Below are 14,152 nucleotides of genomic sequence, written 5' to 3' on the forward strand. Positions count from 1 at the left end.
CCGGCAGATGCGCCGCGTCACGGCGCAGTGTCGCCGGACGTGACGGCGTAGCACTGCGGAGCACTCTCTTTGATGCGGGTCTTGAGCCACTTGATCTGGGTGCTGGTTTGCGGGTGGAGCCGGGAGACCTCACTGAGGAGATCCCGATCGCGCAGGGCCTGAGCCGCCTGGCCGAGCATGATCCAATGCACCTCGACGAAGCCGGCCCTGAGATAGAGCCGGCACAGATCGTGGAGAAGACCGAGGCCGGCGGGAGACGTGAGTTCGAGCGCCTCTTCAGCCTTGCCCCGCACGAAGGCCGCGAGTGATTCCGGCCAGTGGGACTCCGACCGACTCGCGCTGAAGCCGGTGGCCGCCTCACGGAGCGCGGCGGCGTGTTGGTCGCACTGTTCGGCGAGGGTGAGGCAGACGTAGTGCGTGCCGGCGTCCGTGGCGTGTCGCTCGGCGGTCGCACGGTACTCCCTGGCCAAGGCGGTCTCCGCCTTGTGCAGGTCTTTGAGCAGTAGGTCGAGCGCGGTCATGAGTGATCTCCGGAGGGCGCGGCGGTGCCTGTGTTGCTGTCGCTGGGCCCTGGCCCTTCGGAGGCGGGAGGAACACCGCCCATGCCGGTGGAGGCAGAGGCGTCCGCGACCACGACGGGCAGGCCCCCTGCCCTGGCGTCGGCGATTTTCTGCAGCCGGACGGCAGTGGCCTTGAAAAGGGGCTGTTTGGAGACGGGGTCCCACTCCGTGCGAGTGAGTTCATTGGCCGCCCGAGCATGGCGATACGGGTCGGCTTGGTCGAAGTACCCGTAGTGGAAGGGTGCGAAGACCACGCCTTTGCGTTGATGGTCCTGGAGCACTGCAGGCGCTTCAATGGCGCCGCGCCGAGAGCGAACGCGTACCAGGTCACCGTCAGCGATGCCGAGAGGGAGAGCATCGTCGGGGTGCAGCGCCACCCACATCTCCGGTGCCGCCGCCTGGAGTTCGGGCGCCCTGGCCGACTTGGTGCGGGTGTGCCAGTGATAGACCGTGCGGCCCGTGGTGAGCTGTAGCGGATATTCCTCATCCACGGGTTCGTGCGGGGGCAGGTAGTGCGCGGACTTCAAGAATGCGCGGCCGGCCGGGTCGTGGGCACGATACTCGTCGGCTTCGTTCTGAGCGCCGGTGACCAGGTCGTGTCCGTAGTCCTCGCACTCTTCTGCGGCGGTCGGGAAGACATGGTCGGTGTAAAGGCGAGCGGTCCCCTCGGCTGCCTCGTCGGTGCAAGGCCATGGGATGCCTTCGCTGTCGGTGAGTTTGGTGTAGGTCAGTTCGCTCTGGTCGCACGGACGGCCACGGGTCAGCTCGGTGAAATCGTTCCAGGCGTCCTCTGGACCGGACCAGTTCAGCAGCGGGCCCCCGTCCTTGTCCTTCAACCCCATCCGCCGGCTGTAGTCCAGGAAGATGTCGAAGTCGGACCGTGCCTCCCCTGGCGGACTGACAGCACGGCGTGAGAGATGAACGGTGCGATCGGCATTGGTGAAGCAACCGGTCTTCTCAGCCCACATGGCCGTCGGCAGAACGACGTCCGCCAGTGCGGTGGTCTCGGTGGGGAACGCGTCGGAGACCACGAGGAAGAGTTCCCCTCGGCGGTATGTGGAGCGGATCCGGTGCAACTCGGGCAGTGAAACCGCCGGGTTGGTGCCGCTGACCCACAAGAACCTGATCGAACCGCTTTCGCAGTGGCGGAAGATCTCCATGGCATGGGTGGGTGGCGACCAATGGGGAATGCGCAGCGGATCCACGTTCCACGCCCGGGCGACTTCTTCGACATGTGCGTCGTTCTGCCAATTACGAAAGCCGGGCAGTGCCCCGTCGGCCCCGGTCTCCCGGGTGTTCTGCGCGGTGGGCTGGCCGTTCATCTGGAAGACCGTGCAGCCAGGGCGTCCGATCATGCCCCTGAGCAGGTTGATGTTGTTGACCTGGACAGCGGCAGCGGTCGCCTGGTGAGCCTGGTAGACGCCCTGCAGCACGGTGGACACCAGCCGCTCGGCCTTACCGAGGAGACCGCCGGCTGCGCGGATCGCTTCGGCCGGCACACCGCAGATCTCCGCGGCACGCTCGGGCGGGTACTGGAGCGCCACCTCCACGAGGCGGTCGTAGCCCACGGTGTGCGCGCGGACCCACTCCTCGGCGACGCTCCCGTTGACCACCAGCTCGTGCAGCAGGGAGTTGAGCAGGGCCACGTTGGTGCCGGGACGAAGGGCGAGATGAACGTCGGCTTCGCGCGCAGTAGGCGTACGGCGCGGGTCCACCACGACGAGCCGCGGCCGATCGGGACCGTGAAGCCGGTCCAGCATGCGGGCCCACAGGACCGTCTGGGTCTCGGCCGGGTTGTGGCCGACGAGGAGCAGGGTGTCGCACTCGTCGATGTCGGCGTACGAGCCCGGATTACCGTCGCTGCCGAAGCTCTCCACCAGGGCCCACTGGGCCGTCGCCGTGCACAGCCGGGTGTTCCCGTCCAGGTGCGGAGTGCCGATGCCGCCTCGGGCGATCAGGGCCTGGGCGTAGTACTCCTCGGCGAACAGCTGCCCACTCGTATAGAAAGCCATCGCCAGTGGCCCGTGCTCGGCCAGCACCTGTCGGGAACGGGTGACCACGGCCTGCATGGCGGTCTCCCAGTCGGTGGTGCGCAGCTCGCCGTCGACACGGAGCAGCGGCCGGGTCAGCCGGTCCGGGGAGTTGTTCGCCTGCCACCCGAACAGCCCCTTGGGGCCGAGCCGCCCATGGTTGACCCTGTCCTGACGCCTGCCTCTTACGCCGACGATACGGCCGTCGGCAACGGCGATATCCATCCCGCATCCGGTGGAACACAGCACGCACGCCGACCGCACCCACCGCTCCACACGTGGCGCCTCCACCGTCAGGTATGCGTCCACGCGATCGGGCCAGTCGCCACCCGCAGGGAAGGGGCTACGAGCCCCCCATACATCCGAGATCCGTTGGGCCATCAGCTCTCCCAGGTAGCGCAACGGCGCTTGGCCCGACATGCCGGGTGGACGCCGACCGCTACACGTCCGCCGGTGAGCACAGCGGCTGCGGCGACGTCCGACGTGCCGGGGACGGAGCGGCCCTCGGCACGGGTAGGAGGGGAAGTCATTCAGGAGGGTACTGCTCTTGCGCGGTCCTCATTCCCTGAGAACGGCCGTCGTCTCGCCGCTGGCTCTGCTCTTCGATGCGTCGGGCCTCTTCTTGCAGCCTCCGTCGCTCCTCAGGGTCGCCGGCCAGTTCGGCTGCGTCCCTCAGCTGCTGGACCCTCTGCGCCTGCTCCGCCCGACGGCTTCCGGACTCGTCTGACACGCTCATGGACACTCCTTGGACTTCGCGACCGTGCCCTCAGCGAAACAGAGGCCCGTAACCGTCGCATCTCGAACCGTTGCTGTCCGCTGCAGACCCCGAGTTGGTCGTACGGGTCGAGGCCGACAGCAGCGAACACCGTCGCGTGCCAGAATCCGAAGCGAGTCGCTGCGTCACTCGCCAGGACTGACCATGACCCGCACGGTCTCCAAGCCGGTGTCCACGGCATCGGGCACGTACATCCCTGCTTGGACGCCTGAGTGCAGGTAGCGCAGCACCGGTTCGGTGAGCAATTCGCCCGGCAGCACCGCAGGAATACCGGGCGGGTATGGCGTCAGCATCTCCGCGGCCACCCGGCCGGGCGCCTCGTGCAGCGGAACATCCTCGACAGCGCCGAAGAACGCGTCACGTGGCAGGCACTTCTGTTCCATCCGCAGCCGTTCAGGCGCGGGGACATGCACCTGGGGGCCGGGACCCAGCTCGGGCGCGGCCGCTGCCAGTGCCTTGAGCCCGTCGACAAGTGCGTTCGTGGTCTCTTCGTTGTCGGCGTACGTGAGCTGGGTGTTGATACGGCGATGGTCGGACAGGTGCACATCGATCGAGCGGTGTTCGCGCAGCCAGTCCGCCGCGCGGTACCCGGTGGTGTCCAGACCGCTGACGTCGATGACGACCGGCAACGGGTCGAGGTCGTCCGCCAGGCCCGCACCGCAGAAGTCGGCACGGCCGTTCACGTGCAGGCCCTCGATGTCCTCGATCGCCGCCCGCGTCTGCGCCACCAGCTTCAAGGCTCGGTCGAGCAGCTCCCGGCCGTGCTGGACCATCTGCCTGCGCCAGCCGTCGAGAGCCGCATAGATCAGCACCGACGGGCTGGTGGTGCCCAGGAGGTCGGCGCGCGTCTTCAGCAGCGCCGGCTCCAGCAGATCCCCTTGCAAGTGGAAGACGGAGCCTTGCTCCAGGCCGGCGCCCATCTTGTGGATGCTGGTCACGCACACGTCCGCACCCGCGTCCATGGCCCACGCGGGCAAGCCCGGGTGGAAGGGCAAATGCGCGCCCCATGCCTCATCGACGATCAAGGGGCGGCCCCGACGGTGACATACGTCCGCGATGGCCCGCAGGTCAGCACAGCTTCCATACGGTGTCGGGCTGGTGACCAGGGCTCCTCTGGCATCTGGGTGAGCGGCGAAGGCCTGCTCGAAGTCGTCTGCCGAAGGGGGGTGCGCCAGATGTTTGTCAGCGTCCCATCGGGGGTCCACCCAGATGGGACGAATACCGGAGAGGATCAGGCCCGAGACGACGGACTTATGCGCGTCCCTGCCGATCAGCAATTCCTCGTGCGGGCCCGCCACCGCGAGCATGGCCGCCTTCACCGAAAGGGAGCTTCCGCAGGTCGAGAAGAACGTGTGAGACGCGTGCACCGCGTCGGCCATCAGGTGCTCGGCACGCTCCAGGATCCGGCTTCGGGCCCGCCGGTCGTCCAGCCCGCCGAAGGCGAGTACGTCGCCGTAAAAGACCGCATCACCCAGCACGTCACGCGTCCTGGGGTCGGCTCCGCGCGCCTGCTTGTGGCCGGGCGGGCCGAAGGCCAGCTGCCCCGTGGCGTGATATTCCGCGAGGGCGTCCAGCACCGGCGCCTGGCTGTGATCAGGAGACATGGCACCACCACATTCGAAGGTCTGACTCGATTGGGTCTCCGACCCCCGCGCACCGCCGCATGGGCCGTGCGCTGTGGCCGAGAGATGATCTATGCGTCCTGCTGGGGGGCCTCCCTCGGCGTGTTGGAGGCCGTCTCGTGAGAGGTGTCCTCAGACTCCGGCCGGCGGGCTCCTGTGGCGATGGCCGCGCGATCCCTCTCCTTTCGTCGGTAGCCTCCGGCGTAGCCGCCGGGCGCTACTGGTTCACGCCCGAGGCGGGCTCTGCGTCGGACGCACACAGTCCGCTGCGCCACGCAATCCGATAGGCCCTGGCCTGTCGGTCAGTCGCTGGAGAGCGCATCGAGGAGACCGCCGACCTCGGGGTCGGGAAGGGCGCGGGCGACGTCGGCCATCGCCACCATGCCGACCAGGCGGCGACCGTCGATGACCGGGAGACGGCGGACCTTGTGGCGAGCCATCGTCGCGAAGATCTCGTCCGCCCCGTCGTCGGCACCGATGGTGACCGCCTCGCCCTGTGCCAGCTCGCCGGCCTTGGTCTGCTGCGGATCGCGTCCCTTGCCCAAGACCTTGACGACGATGTCCCGGTCGGTCAGCACCCCCTTGAGCTTGTCGTCGGTGCCGCAGATCGGCAGCGCCCCCACACCCAGATCGGTGAGCTTGCGAGCGGCGTCCAGGACGCTGGCCTCGGATCCGATGCACTCCGCACCAGGCGTCATGATGTCGCGTGCTACCGGCATGTCTTTCACCTCTCGTTGGAGCGGCGGGATTCTTGCCCGCGGCCGGTGAGGTCCTCGCGCACCCGGTCACCAGCCCCAGACCACGGGCGAGCAGCTTCAGGGGCCCCTAGGGCCTGTCCGATGGGTCAGGGTCGGAGAGGCCGCGGCGTCTGGTGCGGTGCATCGCAAGGCGCCGGAGCGTCTCGATAGCGGAGCTATCGGGACGTTTCGGCAACGCCGCGAGGTGCCGTGCCAGACGCCGCGGCCTCTCCGACCCTGACCCATCGGACAGGCCCTAGGACTCCGGCGGACTTCATCGCGCGGCTGAGGAAGAGGCTTCGGGCTATCAGCTCTCCGGCCGTCGAACCACGGGTTCCCGATCGTGGGCCGCAATAACACCCGTATGCCTTCTGTTGCTCCGGCTGCCGGTGGATCAGCGTGGCGCTCAGGCACCGGACTGGAAGGAGAACGATGACGGTGTGTGCCTGTCCCACCTAGGGCTGACGGGAGGGCCGGTCCCGGTGCCCAGCCTGCTACAGGCTTCGCGGTTCTGCGTGGGGCGAACCCCGCCAATCCGGGCGTCGCGGAGACTTCAGCAAGGGTTCTTGCGGCCCCGGTACTCACGGACCGCGTAGAGCAACCTGGACCGCTGACCCGGCTTGTAGCAGGCCGTCATCCCCGCCAGCGAGACTCTGCCGGAGCCGCGTCCTCGCACCCGCACCACCGGGTGCGGCCGATGCGGCCCCAGAGGCGGCGACGCCAGGTGACCTTCGTGATCGAGGCGACAAGCGAGGTGTGCTCGTGGCAGAGCCGGGCAGGGGCCTACGACGTACGGGGACTCAGCAGCCGGAGGGAGCCGGAGATGAGCAAGAGCAGCACGACGGCGGGAACCGTGCAGGAGACCACGTCGAAGGTGTGGGCCGACCCGGCCTCGACGGTGCTGCCGCAGATCCAGGACCCCTTGCACCTCGCTCCGGCTGACGCACGAGGGCTCACGAAGGCTTTCCTGCTGCGACTTGACGCGCTGGAGGAGGGCACGCATGAGTACCAGTACGTGCGCAACACCCTCATCGAGATGAACCTGACCCTGGTGCGCTACGTCGCCCGGGGCTTCTCCGGCCGCAGGGAGTCCGCCGAGGACATGCTGCAGGTCGGCACGATCGGACTGATCAAGGCCATCGACCGCTATGACGTCTCGCGTGGTGTGGAGTTCACCACGCTGGCCGTCCCCTACATCCAGGGCGAGATCAAGCGGTTCTTCCGCGACACCACCTGGTCGGTCCGGGTACCCCGCCGTCTGCAGGAACTGCGCATCGAACTGGCCCGAGCCCGCGAGCAGCTCGAAGACCAGGGCGTCCACGAACCGACCGTCGCCGACCTCGCCGCCCACCTGGACCTGGACGAGGCGGAGGTGGCGGAGGGTCTCGTGGCCGCCAACGGTTACGACAGCGACTCCATCGACCGGCCCATACAGGCCTCGGGCTCCCAGCAGCAGACCGGATTCGTCGCCGACCTCATCGGGGCCGAAGACCCCGCCCTCGCACTGGCCGAGGACATCCAGGCGCTCAGGCCGCACCTTGCCGAGCTCGACGACCGCGACCGCACTCTCCTCGAACTCCGCTTCGGCGCCGAAATGACCCAGAGCGAGATCGGCGAGAAACTCGGTGTCTCCCAGATGCACGTCTCCCGCCTCATCACCCGCATCTGCACACGGCTACGGGAGAAGATGCTGGCCACCGACTGACGGGCATCGTCGGTTTGCCGGGCCTTGGCAGGTGCCCCGGCCCGGCAAACCGGGTCAGGTCAGATCAGATCAGGTGCCGGGCGAAGAACCGAAGAACCTCAGCGAGCTGTCCAGAGGCGCGGCGAGTTGGGCGTGGTGGTCGAAGCCGGTGGGCCGACGGCGATGCCGGCGACCCACCGGGCTCTTACTTCCCGAGGTTGTGCCGTGTGACTCCGAAGCGAGCCACGCCTGCGGCGTCATCGGCCGGGGTGGTGTCGTACCGCTCGAAGCCGGCCTTCTTCAGAACGCGGACGGAGGCCGGGTTCGACAGTTCCACGCCGGCGGCCACGGTGTGGACGCCGGGCGCGACGAGGGCGAAGGCGGCGAGCGCCCGGGTGGCCTCGGTGGCGTAGCCCCGGCCGCGTCGGGAGGCGACGACGCCGTACCCGAGTTCGAGGACCCCCTCGGCGGGCGGCCAGAACAGGCCGATCGAGCCGACGACGAGACCGCTGTCCCGCTCGATGATCAGCCGGTGGCCGTACGTGTCGAGCCAGGCGGGGTTGTCGCCGAGGAGGCTCGCGATGACACCGTCGCCTTCGGAGGGGAAGTCTCCGGCCCAGTCAGCCGGCCGGGTGCTGCTCTCGCATTCGAGGACGGCGAGGGCCTCGGCCGCAGTCCAGGTGCGCAGGACGAGCCGCTCGGTGGTCAGCTCGGTGAGGTTCTGGGAGAGGGAGGAATGCACGTGTGACTCCTGGTCGTTGGAACGACCCGGACCGCGTCGCGTCGCTTCAGCGCGCGGACCGGAAAAGGGCATGCTGAGAAGGGCCATTGACGGCCATATTCATCAACCTCCCTGAAACGGAGCCGTGTTCGCGCGCTTTCCGCGCCGAGGTGACCGTAACAGAGCGAGCGGAGAGCTTTGAGCTCAGGCTGGGGCACGGGCGGTCACCAGGGCGAAGGAGAGGTATTCCCCACCGTCCTCGGTGAGCATGTCCATCACCGGCCGATTGGCCTTCTCGCCGTCCGGCCGGTGCCACAAAGACCATTGCCGTATCAGCGGGCGTCGAAGCGATCCTGAGAGGCCAGGACGACGTCCGCGTAGCGGGCGGCCCAGGTGCCCATCGCGCGGATGGGAACCAGCAGGGCCGTGCCGGCCTCGGTGAGGACGTAGTCGACGCACGGGGGCGCCTCGGCGTAACGGCGGCGCTCCACCAGGCCGTTGTACTCCAGCCGCCGCAGCGCGTCGTTGAGCGCTTTGGGGCTGATGCCGCCGATCCGGTCCAGCAGGTCGCGCGGGCGCATCGGGCCGCCCTCGCCGAGGATGAAGACCACCACGCTGTCCCATCGGTTCGCCAGCACCTCGAAGGCGACCCGGGCCCGGCAGTCCGCCGCGAACCCGTCCCCCGCCAGTTCCTCACGCTCTCCCATACGCCCCATCCTGCCCGGCTGATGCACACCGCGGGGTGTGCATCAGCCTGCCTCGGCACGCCCGCCGCGGTCCCGCGCGGCGCTGCTGGAGGCGGCTGCGGTCCTCGCCATCGGTGTGTGGTGGTCCGGCGGGCCCGGCGCCGGCCTCGTTCTCGCGCCCGTGGCTCAGGACGCCGCCGCGGTGAGGGCCTGCTCGGTCCACAGGACCTTTCCGCCGGTGGTGTAGCGGGTGCCCCAGCGCTCGGTGAACTGGGAGACCAGGAAGAGCCCGCGGCCGCCCTCGTCGGTCGTGCGGGGGTGGCGCAGGTACGGTGAGGTGCTGCTCCCGTCGGACACCTCGCAGATCAGCGACTGGCTCAGGATCAGCCGCAGCTGGATCGGGCCGGTCGCGTAGCGGATGGCGTTGGTGACCAGTTCGCTGACCACCAGTTCCGTGGTGAAGGCCAGCTCCTCCAGGCCCCACAGTTCCAGCTGCCCGGCGGCGTCGGCACGGGCCTCGGCGACGATCTCGGGGTCGGCGGGCAGGTCCCAGGAGGCGCAGCGGTCCGCGTCCAGTGCGCGGGTCTCGGCCAGCAGCAGCGCCACGTCGTCCTGGGGCTGGGTGGAGACCAGTCCGTCGATGACGTGGGCGCAGAGCCGGTCGAGCGTCAGGCCCGGTGCGGCGAGGGCGCGTTGCAGGCGCTCCTTGCCGCTGTGCCCGCCGAGGCCGGAGGCGGAACCGGACAGCAGGCCGTCGGTGTACAGCGCGAGCACGCTGCCCTCGGGAACCGGCAGCTCGAAGGATTCGAAGGGCAGGCCGCCGATGCCCAGTCGCGGGCCCACGGGCAGTTCGACGAAGGTGACGGTGCGGTCGGGGGCGACCACGGCGGGTGCGGGATGCCCTGCGCTGGCCATGGTGCAGGTGCGGCCGACCGGGTCGTAGACGGCGTACAGGCAGCTGCTGCCGCGGGTCCCGGGGCCCGGCCGGCTGTCCTTCTCCTCCCGTACGACCCGGCCGACCACATCGTCGAGGTGCGCCAGCAGTTCCTCGGGGCGCAGGTCGAGGGCGGCGAGCGTCTGTACGGCGGTGCGCAGCCGGCCCATGGTCGCGACGGCGTCGATGCCATGGCCCGTCACATCGCCGACCACGAGAGCCACTCGGGCACCGGAGAGTGCGATGACGTCGAACCAGTCGCCACCCACGTCGCCCAGCTCGTTCGCCGGACGGTAGGCGGAGGCCACGCGTACCGCGTCCTGCTCGGGGGAGCTCTGCGGCAGCAGGCTGCGCTGGAGGGCGAGCGCCGCCTCGCGCTCCCGGGTATAGCGGCGGGCGTTGTCCATGCACACCGCGGCCCGCGCGACGAACTCCTCGGCCAGGCGCAGATCGTCCTCGGTGAAGGACTCGTCGCCCTGGCTGCGGAAGAAGGTGGCGACGCCCATGGTGATGCCGCGGGCGCGGATCGGGACCACCATCGAGGTGTGCAGCCGCAGCTCCGTGCGGTGTGGAGGACGTCCGCCCGGGGGCTCGGCCGCCCAGTGCGGAGCGAGCGGGTCCAGCCGCTCCGCCCGCCACGATCCGCCGCCGGCCAGACAGCGGACGGGCGGCGACCAGGCGTGGTAGCTGACCAGGCCGCCGGTCTCGGGGGCGGCGCCGGGCGCGCCGTCGCGCAGCGACCGCAGCCCGCCCCGGCGCAGCGGCACCATGTCCGCGTCGCTGAGCGGTCCGGGCAGCGGTTCCTCGCCCCTGACCACGGAGTCCAGCAGGTCCACGGCGACGAGGTCGGCCAGCTCCGGCACCGCCACGTCCGCCAGGTCCTGTGCGGTCTGCAGGACGTCGAGAGTGCGCCCGATGTACTCGCCGGCCCGGTCCAGCAGGGCCATCTGCCGCCGTGAGCGGTAGCGCTCGGTGACGTCGATGACCGTGTAGCACACGCCCAGCGGCCGGCCGTCGGGGTCGTCCAGGCGGACGAAGGACATGGTCTGGGCGCGCTCGTGGTACGGGTCGGACACCACACGGCCGCTGTGCTCGTAGCCGGTCACGGGGATGCCGCTGCGCAGCACGCGCCGCATCTGCGCCTCCAGCGCCTCCGCGTCCAGGCCGGGCTGGATCTCGCCCAGCCGCCGCCCGATGCGCTTGGGCGCGGGCGCGCCGCCGAACTGCTCCAGCGCCGTATTGGACCAGACGTAGCGCAGATCGGTGTCCACGATGGCCATGCCCACCGGGGACTCCGCCACGATCCGCTCCAGCACCGGCCGGCTCCTCTCCCAGCCCGGCACCGCAGGCGCGTCGACCGCCAGGACCAGCCAGTGCCCGCGCCCGGCGCCGTCCGTCACCGGCACCACCTGCACCTGGACGGCGACGCGGTGGCCGTCGGTGCGCCGCGCCGACACCAGCCCGGACCAGCCGCCGCGTGTCCGGCAGTCCGCGGCGAGGGCGGGCAGCCGCACCGCGTCGTCGGGGGCGAGCAGCTCGCCGACGGGGCGGCCGACGGTGTCGTCGGCGCGGTGTCCGAGCAGTCGTTCGGCCGTCATGGGCCAGCTCTCGATCCTGCCGTGCGCGTCGAGCAGCAGCACGGCGGCGTCCGCAACGTCGAAGGCCGCCTGCCGTCCGGTAAGGCCGTCCGCCGGGCCGCCGGCGCTGTCCGCTGCCATGTCCGCTTCCGTCCCTGTCGGCTGTGTTACGTACCGTATCGCTCGGACTCACTCGTTTCTGCCATTATTTGACCAATCAAGCGCAGCATGCGTCCGATAGCGCGCAGTCGGTCGCACCCGGTCGTCCACCAGGTCGTCGAGGGGCGGCGCGCGGAAGCCGGCACGGGCCTGGGGCCTGTCCGATGGTTCAGGGCCGGGTCCGCGGCACGGGAAGGTGGGCTGCTCCGCCCGGGCCGGGGGCCGACTGCCGAACGGCCCGGCCACGATGTGCCGTTGTCCGTCTGTGTCGCCGGTGTCCGCCGCCGGACCCGGCCGTGCGCGCGGGGCGGCGGGGCGGCGGTTCAGCCGGGCGTCCCGACCGTGCCCTCGGTGCCCGCGACGGCTCCCCCGGCCCCCTCCCCGTGCGCCCGCTCGGCACCCGGATGCGTGCCGTGCAGGTACTCCTCGGTGATCCGCTTCGGCCCGAACGGCCACTCCTTCTCGTGGCGGGCCCACAGCAGGAAGGCCACGACACCCGCCGCGACCCATGCCAGGGACCATTCGACGGGGTGCCTGCCGGGCGCGTTCTCGTCCGCGTAGCCGTAGATCACCAGCCAGCCGACCAGCGCCACGACGCTCGGCAGCGGGTAGAGCCACATCCGGTACGGGCGGCGCAGCCCGGGTTGGCGGCGGCGCAGCACCGTGACCGCGGCGACCTGGGCCAGCGCCTGCACGATCACCATGACGGTGGTCAGCAGCTGGATGACGGTGGCCAGGTCGGTGTGCCGCCCGATGAGGAACCCCGCCGCCATCAGGGCTCCCATGGTGAGCAGCCCCAGTACGGGGAAGCGGTGGCGCGGGTGGAGCCTGCCGTACGGGCGGAAGAAGACCCGGTCGCGGGCGGCGTCGCAGGGAACCCGGGAGCCGCCGAGGAGTCCGGTGACCACGGAGGCGACCGCGGTGATCAGGATGAGCACGGTGACCGTGTCGGCCGCTCCCCTGCCCCACGCCTTCTCCAGCACGGCCGAGGCCACGGACGACGACGCCGTGGAGTGCGGATCGAGCATGTCCCGCCAGTCGACGACGCCCAGCGTGCCGATCTGCAGCAGCAGGTAGATCGTCATGATGCCGAGGATCGAGGTGATGACGGCGCGCGGGATGGTGCGGCCGGGCTGCCGGATCTCGGCGCCCATGTACGCGATGGTGTTGTAGCCGAGGTAGTCGTAGATGCCGATGGTCAGGCCGGCCGCGAAGCCGACCCAGAAGTGACCGGCCGTCAGCTCGAAGGCGTGCGCGGGGTAGCCGAAGGCCCGCTCGGGGCTGAAGTGGGTGAAGGCCGCGACGACGACCAGGGCGACGGAGGCGATCATCACCGTCCACAGCACGACGGTGAGCCTGGCGACGTTCTCCACCCGCCGCCACAGCAGCGCGATGACGCCCGCCGTGACCACGAGGCCGACCAGGTCGCCCTGCCCCTGGCTCATGCCCGGCCACAGATAGCCGAGGTACTGCACGAAGCCGATCACGCCCGTGGACATCCCGAGCGGGATGAACAGCATGGCCGTCCAGACGAACAGAAACGGCATCAGCTTGCCGGTGCGGTACTGGAACGCCTGCCGCAGGTAGACATAGCTGCCGCCCGCGCCGGGCAGCGAGGCGCCCAGCTCGGCCCAGATCAGCCCGTCCGCGAGCGCCAGCACCGCGCCCGCGAGGAATCCGATGACGGCCTGCGGCCCCCCGAACGCGGCGACCATCAGCGGGATGGTCACGAACGGGCCGATGCCGCACATCTGGCTCATGTTGATGGCGGTGGCCTGGAACAGGCCGATCCGGCGGACGAATCCCACACGCTCATCGAGGAGTTCAGGCACGGCCCGCCCCTTCTCGTGCCGGCCCGCACACCGGGCCGACGGCCCTTTGCCGCCGCGCCTCAGGCTGGCACGAGCGCCGCGCCGGCGCACCGGTCCGGGCGGTACTTTCCGGGCCGCCGGCGCACCGTCGCTCCCGCGCGGCGGGCAGGCGGGCGGACCGGCCGGCGGCGAACCGGCGCGGCCCGGTCCGCCCGCGGGTCACAGCTCCCCGTACGCCTCCCCGCCGAGCTCCAGCCGCGCCGTCCCGGCCGTCGTGTCCGCGAGCCAGGCGCGGAAGGCGTCCAGGTCGGCCTCCGGGAGCCCGACCTCGATGCGCACCTCCGCTCCGTACGTCACCTCGCGCACCGCTCGCCCCGTCGTCCGCAGGTCGTTCTCGACGCGCCCCGCCCGTTGGTGGTCGACGGTGACGGTCACCAGCCGGAAGCGCTGCCGGGTGACCGTGCCCAGCGCGTCCAGCGCCTCGCCGACGACGCCGCCGTAGGCACGGATCAGGCCGCCGGCACCGAGCTTGACGCCACCGAAGTAGCGGGTGACGACGGCGACGACGTAGCGCACCTCGCGGCGCACCAGCATCTGCAGCATCGGCACACCCGCGGTGCCGCCCGGCTCGCCGTCGTCACTGGCCTTCTGGACGCCGCCGTCGGCGCCGAGGACGTAGGCGAAGCAGTGGTGGCGGGCGGACGGATGCTCCTTGCGGATGCGCGCGATGAAGTCCTGCGCCTCGGCCTCGGTCGCGACGGGCGCGAGCGCGCAGAGGAAGCGGGACTTGCTGATCTCGATCTCGTGGACGCCCTCGCGCGCGAGCGTGCGGTACTGCTCCTGCATCCGACCAGCC

The 14,152-nt window shown here is 70.3% G+C and carries 11 protein-coding genes and 1 pseudogene; 1 reads left to right on the top strand and 11 read right to left on the bottom strand.

The annotated features are described in order from the left end of the window. Positions 1-17: 17 nt before the first annotated feature. The 6 genes and pseudogenes from ACZ5XZ_RS31990 to ACZ5XZ_RS32015 form a co-directional block, all read right to left on the bottom strand. A complete protein-coding gene (locus ACZ5XZ_RS31990; RefSeq protein WP_468984434.1) occupies positions 18-521 on the bottom strand; it encodes a hypothetical protein in 504 nt (167 codons plus the stop codon). After that, positions 518-2,971: a molybdopterin oxidoreductase family protein gene (locus tag ACZ5XZ_RS31995; RefSeq protein ID WP_468984436.1), complete on the bottom strand. Its 2,454-nt coding sequence runs from the start codon at positions 2,969-2,971 to the stop codon at positions 518-520. Before ACZ5XZ_RS31995 ends, ACZ5XZ_RS31990 begins: the two co-directional genes overlap by 4 nt. A gap of 145 nt (positions 2,972-3,116) precedes the next feature. Continuing rightward, positions 3,117-3,326: a DUF6381 family protein gene (locus tag ACZ5XZ_RS32000; RefSeq protein ID WP_468984438.1), complete on the bottom strand. Its 210-nt coding sequence runs from the start codon at positions 3,324-3,326 to the stop codon at positions 3,117-3,119. 164 nt (positions 3,327-3,490) lie between these two features. Beyond that, positions 3,491-4,969: an aminotransferase class I/II-fold pyridoxal phosphate-dependent enzyme gene (locus tag ACZ5XZ_RS32005; RefSeq protein WP_468984440.1), complete on the bottom strand. Its 1,479-nt coding sequence runs from the start codon at positions 4,967-4,969 to the stop codon at positions 3,491-3,493. Positions 4,970-5,289: 320 nt separating this feature from the next. After that, positions 5,290-5,706: a CBS domain-containing protein gene (locus ACZ5XZ_RS32010; RefSeq protein ID WP_468984443.1), complete on the bottom strand. Its 417-nt coding sequence runs from the start codon at positions 5,704-5,706 to the stop codon at positions 5,290-5,292. 580 nt (positions 5,707-6,286) lie between these two features. Next, positions 6,287-6,444: pseudogene (locus tag ACZ5XZ_RS32015) on the bottom strand (IS630 family transposase); the annotation flags it as partial. A gap of 103 nt (positions 6,445-6,547) precedes the next feature. Here ACZ5XZ_RS32015 and ACZ5XZ_RS32020 point away from each other — a divergent pair. Next, on the top strand, positions 6,548-7,429 hold the full coding sequence (locus tag ACZ5XZ_RS32020; RefSeq protein WP_468984445.1) for a SigB/SigF/SigG family RNA polymerase sigma factor: 882 nt from the start codon (positions 6,548-6,550) through the stop codon (positions 7,427-7,429). A gap of 184 nt (positions 7,430-7,613) precedes the next feature. Here ACZ5XZ_RS32020 and ACZ5XZ_RS32025 read toward each other — a convergent pair whose 3' ends face one another. From ACZ5XZ_RS32025 to ACZ5XZ_RS32045, 5 genes are all read right to left on the bottom strand, one after another. Further along, positions 7,614-8,150 (bottom strand): GNAT family N-acetyltransferase, encoded by a 537-nt coding sequence (locus tag ACZ5XZ_RS32025; RefSeq protein ID WP_468984448.1) that lies wholly within the window; start codon positions 8,148-8,150, stop codon positions 7,614-7,616. Between the two features lie 311 nt (positions 8,151-8,461). Further along, a complete protein-coding gene (locus tag ACZ5XZ_RS32030) occupies positions 8,462-8,836 on the bottom strand; it encodes a winged helix-turn-helix transcriptional regulator (protein WP_468984450.1) in 375 nt (124 codons plus the stop codon). A gap of 165 nt (positions 8,837-9,001) precedes the next feature. Further along, positions 9,002-11,467 carry a SpoIIE family protein phosphatase gene (locus ACZ5XZ_RS32035; RefSeq protein ID WP_468984453.1) on the bottom strand — a complete coding sequence of 822 codons (2,466 nt, stop codon included), beginning with the start codon at positions 11,465-11,467 and terminating at the stop codon, positions 9,002-9,004. A gap of 341 nt (positions 11,468-11,808) precedes the next feature. Continuing rightward, positions 11,809-13,317, bottom strand: coding sequence for an APC family permease (locus tag ACZ5XZ_RS32040; RefSeq protein WP_468984455.1), 1,509 nt, complete (start codon positions 13,315-13,317; stop codon positions 11,809-11,811). 198 nt (positions 13,318-13,515) lie between these two features. Beyond that, positions 13,516-14,142, bottom strand: a complete 627-nt coding sequence (locus ACZ5XZ_RS32045) for a YigZ family protein (RefSeq protein WP_468984458.1) — start codon at positions 14,140-14,142, stop codon at positions 13,516-13,518. Between the last annotated feature and the right edge of the window lie 10 nt (positions 14,143-14,152).

The organism is Streptomyces sp. NPDC033270, from assembly GCF_055576575.1.